Below are 16,120 nucleotides of genomic sequence, written 5' to 3' on the forward strand. Positions count from 1 at the left end.
CAAGGAGTTCATATGGCTGGTTGGTTTGAATTAAGTAAAAGTAGCGATGATCAGTACCGCTTTGTTCTTAAAGCTGGGAACGGGGAAATAATCCTTACTAGCGAGCTTTACACTACCAAAGGCGCTGCGGAAAAAGGGATCGCATCTGTCCAGGCTAACAGCCCTCTGGATGAGCGTTATGAGAAAAAAACAGCGGCTAATGGAAAATTACATTTCAACCTGAAAGCTGCAAACCACCAGATTATTGGTAGCAGTCAACTGTATGCGAATGAACAGTCACGCGAGACCGGTATTACTTCGGTTAAGACCAATGGTGTCAGTCAGACGATAAAAGATAAGACCTGATAATTACTCGCTCAGCCGGGTAACGCAACGCTGTCGCCCGGCGTTTTTCTTTACCTGCCTTCCCTGCAGCGCTACAATGCCCGCCCTTAATATGGGGGCACTCCCCTAACCGCCTCATTGAGTGAGGCGAGTCTGACCTGTCATCAGAACGAGAAAATTATGTTTAAACCGGAACTCCTTTCCCCGGCGGGAACGCTGAAAAACATGCGTTACGCTTTCGCCTATGGCGCAGACGCTGTGTATGCGGGCCAACCGCGTTACTCACTGCGCGTACGCAACAACGAATTCAACCACGAAAACCTGCAGCTCGGTATTAATGAAGCCCATGAATTGGGTAAAAAATTCTATGTGGTGGTTAACATTGCCCCACATAATGCCAAGCTGAAGACCTTCATTCGTGATCTGAAACCGGTGGTGGAAATGGGGCCGGATGCACTGATCATGTCAGACCCTGGTCTGATTATGCTGGTGCGCGAAAACTTCCCTGACATGGACATTCACCTTTCGGTACAGGCTAACGCCGTAAACTGGGCGACGGTGAAATTCTGGAAGCAGATGGGGCTGACCCGCGTGATCCTCTCCCGTGAGCTGTCGCTGGAAGAGATTGAAGAGATCCGCACCCAGGTGCCGGATATGGAGCTTGAGATCTTCGTTCACGGCGCGCTGTGCATGGCTTACTCCGGCCGTTGCCTGCTCTCTGGCTACATCAACAAGCGTGACCCAAACCAGGGTACCTGTACCAATGCCTGCCGCTGGGAATACAACGTGCAGGAAGGGAAAGAAGATGTAGTGGGCAATATCGTGCATAAGTACGAGCCTATCCCGGTACAAAACGTCGAACCCACGCTGGGTATTGGCGCACCAACAGACAAAGTCTTTATGATTGAGGAAGCCCAGCGCCCGGGTGAGTACATGACCGCATTCGAAGACGAACACGGCACTTACATCATGAACTCGAAGGATTTGCGTGCCATTGCCCACGTTGAGCGCCTGACGCAGATGGGCGTGCATTCCCTGAAGATCGAAGGCCGCACCAAGTCGTACTATTACTGTGCACGTACCGCGCAGGTCTATCGTAAAGCCATTGATGATGCCGCAGCCGGTAAACCGTTCGACCCGCAACTGCTGGAAACGCTGGAAGGCCTGGCGCATCGTGGTTACACCGAAGGGTTCCTGCGCCGCCATACACATGACGACTATCAGAACTACGAATACGGCTTCTCTGTTTCCGAGCGTCAGCAGTTTGTCGGCGAATTCACCGGCGAACGTAAAGGTGAACTGGCGGCCGTGCTGGTAAAAAACAAATTCACCGTCGGCGACAGCCTGGAGCTGATGACCCCACAGGGCAACATCAACTTTACTCTCGAGCAGATGGAAAACGCGAAAGGCGAAGCCATGCCAGTTGCGCCGGGCGATGGTTACACCGTGTGGATGCCTGTGCCAGAGGATATCGAGCTGAATTATGCATTGTTGATGCGTAATTTTGCCAGCGAGTCCACACGAAACCCGCATGCTAAGTAGTTAATTACGGTTATTTTTCAGCGTTCGGAAGATTCTTAGAAATCGATCACATACCGTTTCGCTCATTAAGGGTATTATCCCCTCCGCTGAAAAACATAACCCATAAATGCTAGCTGTACCAGGAACCACCTCCTTAGCCTGCGTAATCTCCCTTACGCAGGCTTATTTTTTGCCTGTAATCTACTGAAATAAATGGATTTGTTTCTTACAATGTCCACACATTGACCACATCAAACAAACCCCGTCCACAAACGGGGTTTTTTAATACTTTCCCCTCCCCCTTCGCTGTAGATCCTTTTATTAAAACTTCATGCATCATTTTGCAAAACCCAGAGCACAGCAAACCAGCCGCCAGCCCGCGCCGCGCAAGACTTCGTCACATCCGCGACCCAAAATTACTGGATGCCACCTAATCATTTTAATCGTCACGGAAACTAAAACGATCCTTTTAAAAACATCATGTTATCCAGTTAGTTAGCAACTGGCTGCACGGTGACGTTTGCAAAGTGCTGCAAATTTTAAATAACATAGTTATGATATGTTCTGAGAACCATCCAAAACGGTTTCTTTATCAAAGGATAAATGTACTCTACGATCGCTCAATGCTGCGAGTTCTCTGCATTTGTCTATCGAGAGAAAGTAAAAATTATATTTTGTCTTTTCAATTAATTCTAAATTAACCCTCAATGACATTAGGGCATATAAAAAGGGATTTTCATCTTCAAAGACATTTGCACCACCGATTGACTCTATATTTTTATCAGTAATTTTCTCAATCATTATGTCAAACAAAGTCCTTCCTTTTCTGAATAAAAATTCATTTTCAAAATCCATATAATAAAGACCTGCATCACCTAGCTCTAAAACACCTTCACTATCAGTCATTCTCAAACCTTTACAATAACGATATACACCAGATTCATTTTCTATTTTATTTTTAATTGTTATTAATTTATGAGTTGGCAATTCATCTAGGTTGTTTATTTTCAGAATATTTTTAGGCTTCGATTTTATCTTATTCAAAATCACTTTAATCCAATTATAAATGCCTTTTTCGGCGTAAATCCCACCACTCATTGAGTAATGAACTCCATCAATGGATTTCAGCACTTCTCTTTTATTTATAATATAAAATAAAGTATCGCTAGCTATGGTATTAGACACCGGAAGTTCATTTACATCCAGAATCTTATCTAAATATCTCTTAAAATAAACCGCCACTTCATTTTTATATTTTTGAACTAAGTCATCATTCAACTCAGATTCAATAATATATTTTGAAAGCAAGCTATTTTTCTCATGAATTATACGTTCAACAGTTTCAGAAATAACTTCCCCATTTGCTTTATCAGAACTACCTTCTTTTACTGCTTCAAGCATCCTTATAAAATGATCGCTCCTCAGATATGTTATTATTGATTGCAACTGGTGAGTTGTAATTCCTGTTTTTTCTAAAAAATCTTTTTTATCTCGTATGAAAATTGGATTGAATTTATTATTATTGAATGGAGATTGTGTCATAAGAAATGCTATAGCTCTATAAGTATCATTACTTATAGATATGGATGTTACTTCATAATCAGGAATTTCCCTTAGAATTCTACTCGCATCAAAGTCGGGTTCATTTGGTATTATAAAAAGTGCATCATAGGTTCCTTCTTTATAGTATACATCCTCAAGGAACGCCGCATTACACCATGATTCCAAGTAATTACACAGGTTATTAAACTCATCTTTTTCTTGCTTAATATTATCTAAAAGATAGCTCAAGCGAATCAAAATTAACGTCACTATGCTTTTTACGAACTGAACCATTTTACTTTCAATTACACTTAATGATTCTCCGTCATTAGCATGCTCAAGATAACGTAACTCATTAGTTAAGAATTTTGTATTCAACTCAAACGCCATATAATTTTTAGCCATCAAATTTTGACGAACTGTATATAAATACAAATCAAGAATGCTAAAATCATCATCTCCAAATCCATATCTTGCACGATGATGAAGAGATTGAGATATTAGGCGATAAAATTCGTAAAAATAATCATTAGTATAAAGATATCTACCAAGATTTATAATCGAGCCCATTACCTCACTTGCTATCTTAAAATTATTCCTTAAGAGTATCTCTGTTGAGACTTTCTCAAAAAATGCAGCCAAAATAGCATAATCTATGTTATTTTTTTTATTTGAATATCCAAATGAATGATCCAAAGCATTTATAGTTCTAACCACATGATTTTTATCCGTGAGCGTTAGTAAAGATTTAACACCAAAATCAATTCCTGACTCACTACCTTTTAATAAGCTGCTCCTGATATTTTGTACTACTGCTTGTTCATACTTTTGGTACAAAGCAATTTCAACAGGATTTACTTTCTTTGTCTGCAAAGCTTTTTTGAGCATATTTTCAATCTGAAAAATAATTTTTTCATCAAGAGGTCTTTCTTTCTCAAACTCAATACTAAATGAAGAATTTGATATATTTTGGTAGAAATCAAGGCTCATGCGCAAAACTATTTTAGAGTTACCAATGCTGTCTTTAATTACGCTATTAATCTCATTTAGACATACAGGACAGAAACCACTTAACACCAGTTTACTTTTTTCAGGAAAAACTTCTAGTGATCGCTGATCCATTGTTAAAAAATCGACAGGCCACCCACTTTCAATATGACTCAATGCTTCACAACATAGATTAAAACTATTAGTTACCTCCTGCTGATGGAGATTAAAATAATAATAGCGTTCCCCTGTAGACTTCAATTCTGCAAACAAATAGTCTGTTATAACTGTTGGGTTTTCTGTAACGTCATATAATTTTAAGTACATTAACCCATAACTTAAAATAAAGAATAGTGATACGGCAATTGAAATGATGTAAGCAATTATCCCTCCACCACAAGCTAAAAGGACAATCCCACATAACAAGCTAAAGATAGAATTTAAACTGAAATTCAAAAAATTATTCCGACGTAAAAGCAATGACTTACATATATCCTTAAACCCCGCCTCTGAGTAACTTGACACCTGACTAACAAACATCCCCATAAAAGTTATAGATAAAGCTGCAATAGTTCCATGAATACCTAATACTCCTGCCCAAACACTAGTCGTCCAATTAAGCTTAGTATCATTAAAGAAAGACGGTGTGAGGAATAGATACTCAGGCATTGAATCAAATAAGTTAGAATTAAAAACCCCATAGATCCCCAAAGCCATTACCGTTAGATATAAAAAAATAATTAAAGCCATTTTCTTATCTAACCAAGATAAGATTCGCCACCTTTCAAAACCCATTACATAATATCCTTTGCAATTTTAAACATATAATGCCGCTATGTAATTAAATAAAGCCCATTATTTATTATACATCACGCTTTCATCGCAGTTAAATCATGCATAAAATATCCTTTTTCACTCTCCTCCCCTCAAAAATACTTATCCCTTCAGCACGCTTACACCAAACAACTTGTACCTGGCTACTCGACCTGCTTTCTTCAACATCTCGGTATAATAGCCGAATGGGTCATGCGTAATCTCCTTGCTGTCAATATTATAATGTAGTTCCATGCGTTGCCAAAAATTGACAACTCTGCGGTCAGTACTGTTATCTTTTTGGCGTCTCAGCTTTCCACATCTAGTGGCAGCGATAATAAAACCATCAATACGTAAATGCCCGCCACGTGCAAGGTGTAACAACATACTGGTATTGAATTCCATGCCTACTGACCTAGCGAAATCATTCAATATATTAATTCGTTCTGCTGGAGGTGGAGCTGGCCCAGTAACAGCAGGTGTAGCCCTTTCCTGTTGTTGCAGCTCCTAAGCAACTTTCAGATAGCTCTCCACCCTAGCCTGTTCAATATCATCATTATCATAGGTCATAATAGCATTAGCTAGGGCCTCAAACTCGTAAGCAGGCGATTTTTTGCGTTCCGATTTGTAGTTTCGGATACTTTCATTGAGCCTTTTTTGCTGCTCACATGTCAATTGACCAATTTCATACTGTTCAGGATCACTTGGTTGTGAATTACCATCTCTTGAATTTGTATGTTTATTAACCTCAGTACAGTTATTGGCACGCGCCCTTAAGATCAACAGCAAGGTCAACGGCCTTGCCTGTAATGGTCTGCCGTTCTCGTCGTCTGTTTCACCGTCGAGCGCGTAACCATCAATATTCTTGCTGATGTACTTCACCACATAACCGGTGGCGCTTCCGATTTCATGATCGATAGGCTTCATTTCGAAACGTGGGCGAATGCCATACTTACCCTGCAATTCGTCCTCATCTTCGCGGGTGGCGTATTCCTTCATCACTTCAAACAATTCAGTTGAATGTTCCAGTACCCGAAGTTCAGGCGAACAATGAAAGATGTAAAACCAGATCTACCGGACGGGCAAGCAACTCACGCATTGCGTCACAGTTTTGCTACCCACTTTATGATTAACGGCGGGAGTATCATCACCTTGCAGAGAATACTGGGACATTCACGGATAGAGCAGACAATGGTCTATGCGCACTTTGCCCCGGAGTATCTTCAGGATGTTGTTTCACTCAATCCGCTACGTGGTGGTGTTGACTCCCGGAGTGTCCACACAGTGTCCACAGTAGGGTAGTTTATTATGGCTTTCAGTAGTCTTGCGTGCCGCGCAAACCCGCATTGCACCGCTGAAAGCCTATGTTACCTACCCTGAAAAACGCCCTTACGCAGGCTTATTTTTTGCCTGCCATTTAAACTCTCCGAATCTCCCCAATTCAAATCTTTACTTTCAGGCGAAAAAAAACCGGGCATTACGCCCGGCTCATTAGGTGATTAAAGATTAATGTGCTGCTTCTGGCTTGTGCTTTTGTGCACTCTGGAAACCATAGGTCAGCTCATTTTTCTCTTTATCCAGCGCAACGGTCACTTGGCCACCATCCACAAGCGAACCGAACAGAAGTTCGTTAGCCAATGGTTTTTTCAGGTTATCCTGGACAACACGCGTCATTGGGCGTGCGCCCATTGCGCGGTCATAGCCTTTCTCTGCCAGCCAGTCACGAGCTTCCTGACTCACTTCAAGAGAGACACCTTTCTGATCCAGCTGAACCTGAAGCTCGACGATAAACTTATCAACAACCTGATGAATCACCTCGGTAGAGAGATGATCGAACCAGATAATGTTGTCGAGACGGTTACGGAATTCCGGCGTAAACACTTTTTTGATTTCGCCCATCGCATCAGTACTGTTGTCCTGATGAATCAACCCAATCGATTTACGCTCAGTTTCACGTACACCAGCGTTGGTGGTCATGACCAGTACCACGTTACGGAAATCCGCTTTACGCCCGTTATTGTCGGTCAGCGTGCCGTTATCCATCACCTGCAGCAACAGGTTAAAGACATCCGGGTGCGCTTTTTCGATTTCATCCAGCAGCAGTACCGCATGCGGATGCTTAATAACAGCATCAGTCAGCAAACCGCCCTGGTCAAAACCGACATATCCTGGAGGCGCACCAATCAGACGGCTGACCGTGTGGCGTTCCATATACTCGGACATATCAAAACGCAGCAGTTCAATGCCGAGGGCTTTGGAGAGCTGCACCGTGACTTCGGTCTTACCAACACCAGTTGGTCCGGCAAACAGGAACGAACCGACCGGCTTATGCTCGTGTCCCAGACCGGCACGGCTCATTTTGATCGCTTCAGTCAGCGCCTCAATGGCTTTATCCTGTCCGAATACCAGCATTTTCAGACGGTTGCCCAAGTTTTTCAGCGTGTCGCGATCGCTCTGCGATACGCTCTTCTCCGGGATCCGCGCAATGCGGGCCACCACGGACTCAATATCCGCCACGTTGACGGTTTTCTTGCGCTTACTGACCGGCATCAGACGCGCACGCGCGCCCGCCTCATCAATCACGTCAATCGCTTTATCCGGCAGATGACGATCGTTAATGTATTTCACCGCCAGTTCGACCGCTGCACGCACCGCTTTGGCGGTATAGCGGACGTCATGGTGCGCTTCGTATTTCGGCTTCAGACCATTGATTATCTGCACGGTCTCTTCTACCGATGGCTCAGTGACATCGATTTTCTGGAAACGGCGCGCTAACGCACGGTCCTTTTCAAAGATATTGCTGAATTCCTGATAGGTTGTGGAGCCTATAACACGGATCTTACCGCTGGAGAGCAGCGGCTTGATCAGGTTAGCCGCATCCACCTGGCCGCCCGATGCCGCACCCGCACCGATAATGGTGTGGATCTCATCGATAAACAGAATGCTGTTAGTATCCTGTTCCAGCTGTTTCAGCAGCGCCTTAAAGCGTTTCTCAAAATCACCGCGATATTTAGTGCCTGCCAGCAGCGAGCCGATATCCAGGGAGTAAAGGGTACAATCAGCCATGATTTCAGGCACATCACCCTGGACGATACGCCAGGCGAGGCCTTCGGCAATGGCGGTTTTACCGACACCGGACTCTCCCACCAGCAGCGGGTTGTTTTTTCTGCGACGGCACAGTACCTGAATGGCGCGCTCCAGCTCTTTGTCCCGGCCAATGAGCGGATCAATTCCGCCCACTCGGGCAAGCTGGTTAAGGTTAGTCGTGAAGTTCTCCATACGGTCCTCCCCGCCAGCTTGCTCTTCGTTATTTGGCTGATTCCCAGAGTCAGAAGACTGGCTGGGTTCGTCTTTACGCGTGCCATGAGAGATAAAATTCACCACATCAAGACGACTTACTTCATGCTTACGCAGCAGATAAGCCGCCTGAGATTCCTGCTCGCTGAAGATAGCAACCAGCACATTTGCGCCGGTAACTTCATTGCGTCCGGAGGACTGAACATGAAAGACCGCACGTTGCAGTACACGCTGAAAACTCAACGTCGGCTGCGTGTCGCGCTCTTCCTCACTGGCAGGCAATACAGGTGTGGTCTGTTCAATGAAGGCTTCGAGTTCCTGACGGAGCGCCACCAGATCCACAGAACACGCTTCCAGCGCTTCGCGGGCCGACGGGTTACTGAGCAACGCCAGTAACAAGTGCTCGACGGTCATAAACTCATGTCGGTGCTCGCGCGCTCTGGCGAAAGCCATGTTTAAACTGAGTTCCAGTTCTTGATTGAGCATAGGCACCTCCCCCAATGTTTATGCCTGCATTCAGGCTTTTTCCAGCGTACACAGCAACGGATGCTCGTTCTCCCTCGCATATTTGTTCACCATCGCTACTTTGGTTTCAGCCACTTCGGCAGTAAACACGCCGCAAATCGCTTTGCCTTGATAGTGAACTGCAAGCATCAGTTGCGTTGCACGTTCTACATCATAAGAAAAGAATTTTTGTAACACGTCAATAACAAACTCCATCGGAGTGTAATCATCATTGACTAATATCACTTTATACATAGATGGCGGTTTTAGCGCGTCGCGCAATTTGTCTTCCGCCAGCAGATCGAAATCCAGCCAGTCGTTCGTCTTACCCATTGTCAGTCGTCATCTTCAGTTACGGTTTCCGGCAGAAAATCTTGCCGCTGACAAGCAGCCTATGCGCACAATCAATCTACCTCAAGTATTAGATAACTATCATCTATTAGTGCCATCCGCGACATCTGTCACATAACCGACAATAGCGTTAACTGCTTCAAATTTTGATGCATTTTTACCCTATTCTGTCTGCCTGGCGCTTGACGCCCCGCCTGATTTCTCTAAATTGTAGTTTCGAGAGTTGGCGAGGTTTTGAACAGCCCCCACTCCGCCACCGGTTCATTCCATCTTACTTATATAAGATTTACGAAGGATGTCGAAGTATGGAAACGGGTACTGTTAAGTGGTTCAACAACGCCAAAGGGTTTGGTTTCATTTGCCCCGAAGGCGGCGGCGAAGATATTTTCGCCCATTATTCCACCATTCAGATGGATGGTTACAGAACGCTAAAAGCCGGACAGTCTGTCCAGTTTGATGTCCACCAGGGGCCAAAAGGCAATCATGCCAGTGTCATCGTGCCTGTCATTGAAGCAGAAGCTGTCGCATAGCTCTTCTGTCTCATTGTGTACATCCTGCAGTCAAAATGCCAGCCTTTGCGGCTGGCATTTTTATCTCTGTGGCATTATTCCCGCGCCAGAGCATCTACTGGATCCAGACGTGCCGCATTCCGCGCCGGTAGCCAGCCAAACAACACCCCAGTTGCAGTCGAACACAGGAACGCCGTCAACAGCGCGACGGGTGAGAATCCAATTTCCCAGCCCGGCAGGAATAGCTGAAGTGTAAAGGCGATCAGCATCGACAGGCTAATGCCCAACGCGCCGCCAACCAGACACACTAACACCGCTTCAATTAAGAACTGTTGCAGCACATCACTGGCACGCGCGCCTACCGCCATACGAATGCCAATCTCACGCGTTCGTTCGGTTACCGAAACCAGCATAATATTCATCACGCCAATCCCACCAACCACCAGCGAAATCACCGCCACCAGCGTCAGGAAGAGTTGTAATGTACGTGTGGTCTTTTCAGCGGTTTTCAAGACACCGTCCATATTCCAGGTGAAGAAATCCTTCTTACCGTGGCGCAACGTCAACAGTCGGGTCAGTTGCTGTTCGGCCTGGGCACTGTCAAAACCATCCTTTACTCGCACGGTGATCGAGTTCAGCCACGACTGCCCCATAATTCGTCCGGACATGGTGCTGTAGGGCAGCCAGACCCGCAGGATCTTGCTACTGCCGAACATCGACTGTTTCTCTTCTGCAACGCCAATTACCGTGGCCGGCATATTTCCCACCAGCACGACTTCGCCGACAACTTTCGCTTTATTGGGGAACAACTGGCGCCGGGTATTACTGTCGAGCACCACCACCTGAGCGCGCCCCGCCAGTTGCTCGGCGTTAAAGGTGGTCCCTTCGCTAAATGTCATGCCATAGACGTTGAAATAGTCGCCGCTAACGCCGTTAGCACTGGCAGCAACGTCGATATTGCCATAGCGTAACCGCAGGTTCTTCGACACTGCAGGTGTTACCGAACTGACCCAGGGCTGCTTCTGTAGCGCCGTCAAATCGTCATACTTCAATGCCTGTTGATATTGCGGATCGTCGTCGCCGAAATCTTTGCCAGGATAGATATCAATGGTGTTAGTACCAATAGCGCGAATATCTGCCAGTACCAGTTGTTTAGCCGCATCGCCTACCACCACGATCGACACCACAGAAGCAATACCGATGATGATCCCAAGCATGGTGAGTAGCGTTCGCATCTTATTCGCAGCCATTGCCAGCCAGGCCATGGTAAGCGCTTCACGAAAACCGCTGACAAACTGGCTCCAGCCGGATGCCGTTTTCACCGTTGGCTCCGCGATATCGCGTCCGCCAGAAGGTTTCTGTGGCGGCGGATTGCGCACAATCTCGCCGTCACGAATTTCAATGACCCGCTCGGCCTGTGCGGCAACCTGCGGGTCGTGCGTGACGATAATTACCGTGTGTCCGCGATCGCGCAGCTGATGCAAAATCGCCATCACCTCTTCGCCGGAATGGCTATCCAGTGCACCGGTGGGTTCGTCGGCAAGAATAACCTGTCCCCCGTTCATCAGTGCACGTGCGATACTGACCCGCTGCTGCTGACCACCGGAAAGTTGAGAAGGTTGATAATCAACCCTGTCGCCCAGCCCCAGCCGCTGGAGTAATTCCTGCGCACGCGCCAGGCGCTGCTTACGCTCGGTGCCAGCGTAGACCGCAGGCACCTCGACATTTTGCGCCGCGGTTAAATGTGACAGCAAATGATAGCGCTGGAAGATAAAGCCGAAATGCTCACGGCGCAGCTGTGCCAGCGCATCGCTATCCAGCGTGGAAACATCCCGTCCGGCAACCCGATACGTACCGCTGGTAGGTTTGTCCAGACAGCCGAGAATGTTCATCAGCGTCGATTTACCCGAACCCGACGCCCCGACAATCGCCACCATTTCCCCGGCCTGAATGCTCAAGGATACGTCCTTCAACACCTCAACCTGGCCTTCACCTGAGGGATAGCTGCGGCGGATATGGCTCAGTTCAAGCAATGCTGTCATTTTGCAGCTCCAGCGTTGCCCTCGCCTGTAATGACTTCATCCCCCTCTTCCAGCCCTTTCACAATCTCCACATCGGTGTCATTCCGCGCGCCGATAACCACTTCACGTTCGCGGGTTTCGCCGTTACGCAGTAGCCTGACGTTATAGCGGTTGTTACCAATAGGATCGCCCAGTGCCGACAGCGGGATCGTCAGAACATTTTTGACATCAGTGAGCTGGATATGGACCTGCGCGGTCATATCCAGACGCAGGATCCCTTTCGGATTGGGAACTTCGAAGCGGGCATAGTAGAAAATCGCATCATTCACTTTCTCTGGCGTCGGAAGAACATCTTTCAGCGTGCCTTCGTAGCGCGTCTGCGGATCGCCCAGTACGGTAAACCAGGCTTTTTGCCCAGGTTGCAGGTGAATTACATCAGCCTCAGAAACTTGCGCTTTTACCAGCATGGTGCTCATATCCGCCAGCGTCAAAATATTAGGTGCCTGCTGAGCGGCAATAACGGTTTGCCCTTGCAGGGTAGTAATTTGCGTTACTTCGCCTGCCATTGGCGCGACAATGCGGGTGTAATCAAGGTTGGTTTTTGCCGTATCGAGAGAAGCCTGATTACGTTTAATTTGCGCGTCAATTGTGCCAATTTGCGCCTGTTTGACCGCCATTTCGGTGGCCGCCGTGTCGAGATCCTGCTGTGAAACGGCCTGGGTTTTTGCCAGCTGTTGCTGACGGGAAAGCGTCACCCGCGCCAGTTTCCACTCAGCTTCTGCCTGTAAACGCTGGGCGCGCAATTCCATTAGCGTCGCTTCAACCTCTTTGATTTGGTTTTGCGCCTGTTCAGGATCGATTACGCCGAGCAACTGATCTTTTTTGACTTTATCGCCAATCGCGACCGACAGCGTTTTTAACTGCCCGCTGACCTGCGCCCCGACGTCAACTTTACGCAGCGCATCCAGTTTACCGGTAGCCAGCACGCTTTGCTGCAGATCGCCCGGACGAACAATTAATGTTTGATACTGAGGTAAAGGCGCATTAAGCGTTCGCCAAAGTGCAATTACCGCCACAATAAGGATGATGGCGAATAGAAAATAGCGTTTTTTGATTTTTCCCTTGAGCTTCATAAATGTCCCAATTCCCCCAATACGTCCACCAGAGTGGAGTGCTAAACATCAACGTTAAATAAATCGCCGTTGAAAAGCGCAAGAATAACAGAGTTATTGATGAATGGTTAAGATCCGCTGTGCTGAAATTAGTACCAGGGTATCAATCGGATTTATATTATGAGTCAACTAACTGAAAGCACTTTTCTTTCCACCAAACCCGTCACCAGCTTTGGTCTTTTTTACAGCCTGAGCAGCGGCCATTTACGTCCCGCACATTGCTGGGATAAGCGTAGCTTTCGTCGTAAGTTTATCTGGCGCTCACTCTTGATACCTCGCCTCACCCAGGAATGGATGACAGAACTGGCCCAATGGCCGGATCTTGAAAACCTGCTATCCCACCAACCCCGACTGCCGGTGCGTTTGCATCGTCCTTACCTTGCCGCAAACTTCACCCGTAAAATGCGTTTAGACGCGGTGCGTTTTCATTATAATGTTATCCGCCATGCATTTTTACCCGCAGAATTTAACGCCTTATTAAGCAATGACGGCTTACAACTGGCGCAAATTGAAGGCAAAGATGGCGATATATTTACCGTAACCATGATGATGTTCCCGGTGCTGGATAAAGAGGGAGAGAGCACTATTCAGGTGCAAAATGGCGACGGCGACGTACTGACTAAAATGACGTTTACGTTCTGCGAATATAATGGCAAAAGTACATTATTTATTGGCGGTGTACAGGGCAATGCGCAACTTCCTCACGAAGCAATCCAAAAAGCGACCAAGTCCTGTCACGGGATATTCCCAAAACGTATTGTAATGGAAGCCATTTGCCGGTTAGCAGAACGATTGAATATCGATAATGTTATGGCAGTCAGCAATGAACAGCATATCTTTCGCAGCCAACGCTACCACGATAAAAATAAGGTAATTCATTCCGACTACAACGCATTTTGGGAATCGGTTGGCGGCGAGTGCGACAGACACGAGTACTATCATATTCCGCGCACGCTGGCGCGAAAAAGCGAGGCGGATATTGCCAGCAAAAAACGCGCAGAATACCGCCGCCGCTATCAGCTACTGGACAGCATCCATTCGCAGCTGTCGTCGATGTTTCACCACTAATCCGCTCTGCCGCGTGCCAGCCACAGCACGCGGGAAAACATTTTTCGCAGCAGCGTTGGCACTGCGTCAACGCCGCGCCGCCCGGCTTCCATCGCTACCTCAATGGCTAAATCCGGTTTTGACGAACGATGTATCGCCTTGGAGATAATTTTTCGCATGTTCATGGGCACGTTCTCCGGGATTTGCGCCACCCGGTGAAAGACATCAGCAAACCCCTGGCGATACATAAAGTGTTCCATATCCAGCGCGGGGAGCATGGTTAAATGATCGCGTTCTTCCTCTCTGTCGTTATTCAACAAACCGCGCACCGTGGCCGCATACTTTTTCCCGGCTTCATCACCATCGACCAACACATGCCACTCGATACCCATCCGGCGGGCGAATTTAACCAGCGGCTTAAGACCGGACTGGGCGAATTCAATAACTTTAATCCCTTCTGCATCAAAGTGATGTCCGCACTGACGGGCCAGTTCGTTAATAACCCAGGTTTCCGTTTCGCCTTCTACCAGCAACCAGCAGCGGGCAAACAACGATGACGCACGATTAAAACGAATATGAAATGCGATTCGCCGACCATCTTCTGCACTGATCCCACCCGGCCCCAGCCGCCAGGCGGCGACGCGGGATGATTCACGAACCAGACGAACAACATGTTCCACGGGCGTAAGGGACAACAGCTCACCGGAATTGGTTGTCGCCACTCGCTGCAGAGGCAGTAAATTCAACAAGTGCCAGGCCACCGACAGCATGATGGGATGTAAACGCGTTTCCGGATCTTCCACCAGCAATAAAGGTCGGGCGTCTTTATCCAGCCTCAGCGTGCCTTTGGCCTGCAACAGGGTCGAAAACAGGCCCAACAGAATAACCCGGTGCGTACGTCCGCCGGGTTTATCAATCATGCGGTTAATAATGTCCAGATAGCGCCAGCTCCGTTGTTCGTTATTGGAGCGACGGCGCATCAGACGGTAGCGGGACTGGCCAGCCCCTTGCTCGGAAAAATAGTGCTCCAACAACTGCACCATGGCCGATAACCCCTGGCGGATCTGTCCGTCGGTCAGGTTTTGCGGTCGGGTAGCCAGCTCACGCGCCAGAAAATCCAGTTGGCGGGCGGTGACTTCGACGTCCGCCGAATCCGGCACGGTACCGTTGCGGATCCGGCGCATAAATCGCGCGTCGCGCAGACGCAGTACCGGCATCAGGCGCACAAGATGCCGCGCCTGATCGTTAATGTCATCGAGAGGTAATGGATGGCCGTCGCCGTCAAGAAAACTGCGCAAGGTCAGAACGCTACCGTCATCCGCACACTCGCCTTCCAGACGATAAAAAATGCGGTGATAGCCATCCTGGCACGGCGTCCAGCTGGCTTCCAGAGGGCGATAGCGACGTACCCGGTGACGCCCCGGCTGGGATTCACGAAACGTCAGGATAATGTGCAGGTGGTGTTCCCGGCCCTGTATGTCGCCCGGCGGGAACCAGAAATCCTCGCGGACAAAATGATACAAGTCTGGCTCCGGCGACAGCAGCAGGGTTAAGGCATCCAGCAGACTGGATTTACCCCACGCGTTCTCCCCAATCAGCACGTTGCTCTGCTCCAGCATCAACGACAGACGGTTAATACCACGAAATCCAACAATCTCAACGCGTTCGAGAATCATATAGCCTCCGGAAATGCTAACTTTTTCCTTCAAGTTATCAGGAGTATAACGGCAAGCGGGGGCTCAGGACACCCGATATCAATCTGGCGTGAATCGCAAAAGCAAAAAAAATAAGAATATTCTTCTTATGTTTTCTCCTGAATATAATTTCAGAACTTAATCATCGTCCTTTCGCTAATTGGACTATGCTTCATTCACCCAAGATTCAAAAAGGAATCGCAACATATTGCCTTAAATCAAATTTTTTCATCAATTTAACTGGCGAAGGGATGATATTTTTTTCTAAAATACCCGCTCTTTCATCATCGTCCCTTTTAGCGATGAATTACCGGGCAAGGAATACGAACCCGGAACTT

At 47.4% G+C, this 16,120-nt stretch carries 11 protein-coding genes and 1 pseudogene; 5 read left to right on the forward strand and 7 right to left on the reverse strand.

Annotated elements, in window-relative coordinates; all coding sequences use genetic code 11:
- The first annotated feature begins 12 nt into the window (after positions 1-12).
- Both G4551_RS15235 and trhP read left to right on the forward strand, forming a co-directional pair.
- Positions 13-345, forward strand: coding sequence for a YegP family protein (locus G4551_RS15235; protein ID WP_003841759.1), 333 nt, complete (start codon positions 13-15; stop codon positions 343-345).
- 159 nt (positions 346-504) lie between these two features.
- Positions 505-1,866: a prephenate-dependent tRNA uridine(34) hydroxylase TrhP gene (gene trhP / locus G4551_RS15240; RefSeq protein ID WP_003841757.1), complete on the forward strand. Its 1,362-nt coding sequence runs from the start codon at positions 505-507 to the stop codon at positions 1,864-1,866.
- Between the two features lie 531 nt (positions 1,867-2,397).
- Here the strand turns inward: trhP and G4551_RS23765 are convergent.
- On the reverse strand, positions 2,398-5,169 hold the full coding sequence (locus tag G4551_RS23765; protein ID WP_032941239.1) for a hypothetical protein: 2,772 nt from the start codon (positions 5,167-5,169) through the stop codon (positions 2,398-2,400).
- Positions 5,170-5,694: 525 nt separating this feature from the next.
- Positions 5,695-6,189: a replication endonuclease gene (locus G4551_RS15255; RefSeq protein ID WP_003840221.1), complete on the reverse strand. Its 495-nt coding sequence runs from the start codon at positions 6,187-6,189 to the stop codon at positions 5,695-5,697.
- A 27-nt stretch (positions 6,190-6,216) separates the two neighbouring features.
- Between G4551_RS15255 and G4551_RS15260 the strand changes: the two are divergent.
- A pseudogene (locus tag G4551_RS15260) lies at positions 6,217-6,489 on the forward strand (tyrosine-type recombinase/integrase); the annotation flags it as partial.
- A gap of 204 nt (positions 6,490-6,693) precedes the next feature.
- Here the strand turns inward: G4551_RS15260 and clpA are convergent.
- On the reverse strand, positions 6,694-8,970 hold the full coding sequence (gene clpA, locus G4551_RS15265; RefSeq protein WP_003036804.1) for an ATP-dependent Clp protease ATP-binding subunit ClpA: 2,277 nt from the start codon (positions 8,968-8,970) through the stop codon (positions 6,694-6,696).
- A gap of 30 nt (positions 8,971-9,000) precedes the next feature.
- Entirely contained in the window at positions 9,001-9,321 is a 321-nt protein-coding gene (clpS, locus tag G4551_RS15270; RefSeq protein ID WP_003036810.1) for an ATP-dependent Clp protease adapter ClpS, read from the reverse strand.
- Positions 9,322-9,644: 323 nt separating this feature from the next.
- Between clpS and cspD the strand changes: the two genes are divergently transcribed.
- Positions 9,645-9,869, forward strand: coding sequence for a cold shock-like protein CspD (gene cspD / locus G4551_RS15275; RefSeq protein WP_003036813.1), 225 nt, complete (start codon positions 9,645-9,647; stop codon positions 9,867-9,869).
- 74 nt (positions 9,870-9,943) lie between these two features.
- On the opposite strand, the gene macB is transcribed toward cspD, so the two are convergent.
- Together macB and macA are read right to left on the reverse strand one after the other, a co-directional pair.
- Entirely contained in the window at positions 9,944-11,890 is a 1,947-nt protein-coding gene (gene macB, locus G4551_RS15280; protein WP_003840216.1) for a macrolide ABC transporter ATP-binding protein/permease MacB, read from the reverse strand.
- Positions 11,887-13,002, reverse strand: coding sequence for a macrolide transporter subunit MacA (macA, locus tag G4551_RS15285; RefSeq protein ID WP_003036818.1), 1,116 nt, complete (start codon positions 13,000-13,002; stop codon positions 11,887-11,889). The genes macB and macA overlap by 4 nt, the downstream gene beginning before the upstream one ends.
- 159 nt (positions 13,003-13,161) lie before the next feature.
- Between macA and G4551_RS15290 the strand changes: the two genes are divergently transcribed.
- A complete protein-coding gene (locus G4551_RS15290; protein ID WP_032941235.1) occupies positions 13,162-14,109 on the forward strand; it encodes a VirK/YbjX family protein in 948 nt (315 codons plus the stop codon).
- On the opposite strand, the gene G4551_RS15295 is transcribed toward G4551_RS15290, so the two are convergent.
- The gene (locus tag G4551_RS15295) at positions 14,106-15,764 is read right to left on the reverse strand and encodes an ATP-dependent endonuclease (protein ID WP_003840210.1); all 1,659 of its coding nucleotides are present in this window, start codon (positions 15,762-15,764) and stop codon (positions 14,106-14,108) included. The two genes, G4551_RS15290 and G4551_RS15295, sit on opposite strands and share 4 nt — an antisense overlap.
- Positions 15,765-16,120: the final 356 nt, after the last annotated feature.

The sequence above is a fragment of the Citrobacter freundii ATCC 8090 = MTCC 1658 = NBRC 12681 genome (assembly GCF_011064845.1).
In the GTDB taxonomy this organism is placed as follows: domain Bacteria; phylum Pseudomonadota; class Gammaproteobacteria; order Enterobacterales; family Enterobacteriaceae; genus Citrobacter; species Citrobacter freundii.

Bases quoted from the DNA above. Each gene is read 5' to 3' on its own strand.
- G4551_RS15290 (WP_032941235.1), top strand. From the start codon at position 13,162: ATGAGTCAACTAACTGAAAGCACTTTTCTTTCCACCAAACCCGTCACC.
- macB (WP_003840216.1), bottom strand. From the start codon at position 11,890: ATGACAGCATTGCTTGAACTGAGCCATATCCGCCGCAGCTATCCCTCA.
- G4551_RS23765 (WP_032941239.1), bottom strand. From the start codon at position 5,169: ATGGGTTTTGAAAGGTGGCGAATCTTATCTTGGTTAGATAAGAAAATG.
- cspD (WP_003036813.1), top strand. From the start codon at position 9,645: ATGGAAACGGGTACTGTTAAGTGGTTCAACAACGCCAAAGGGTTTGGT.
- G4551_RS15295 (WP_003840210.1), bottom strand. From the start codon at position 15,764: ATGATTCTCGAACGCGTTGAGATTGTTGGATTTCGTGGTATTAACCGT.
- G4551_RS15235 (WP_003841759.1), top strand. From the start codon at position 13: ATGGCTGGTTGGTTTGAATTAAGTAAAAGTAGCGATGATCAGTACCGC.
- macA (WP_003036818.1), bottom strand. From the start codon at position 13,002: ATGAAGCTCAAGGGAAAAATCAAAAAACGCTATTTTCTATTCGCCATC.
- clpA (WP_003036804.1), bottom strand. From the start codon at position 8,970: ATGCTCAATCAAGAACTGGAACTCAGTTTAAACATGGCTTTCGCCAGA.
- trhP (WP_003841757.1), top strand. From the start codon at position 505: ATGTTTAAACCGGAACTCCTTTCCCCGGCGGGAACGCTGAAAAACATG.
- clpS (WP_003036810.1), bottom strand. From the start codon at position 9,321: ATGGGTAAGACGAACGACTGGCTGGATTTCGATCTGCTGGCGGAAGAC.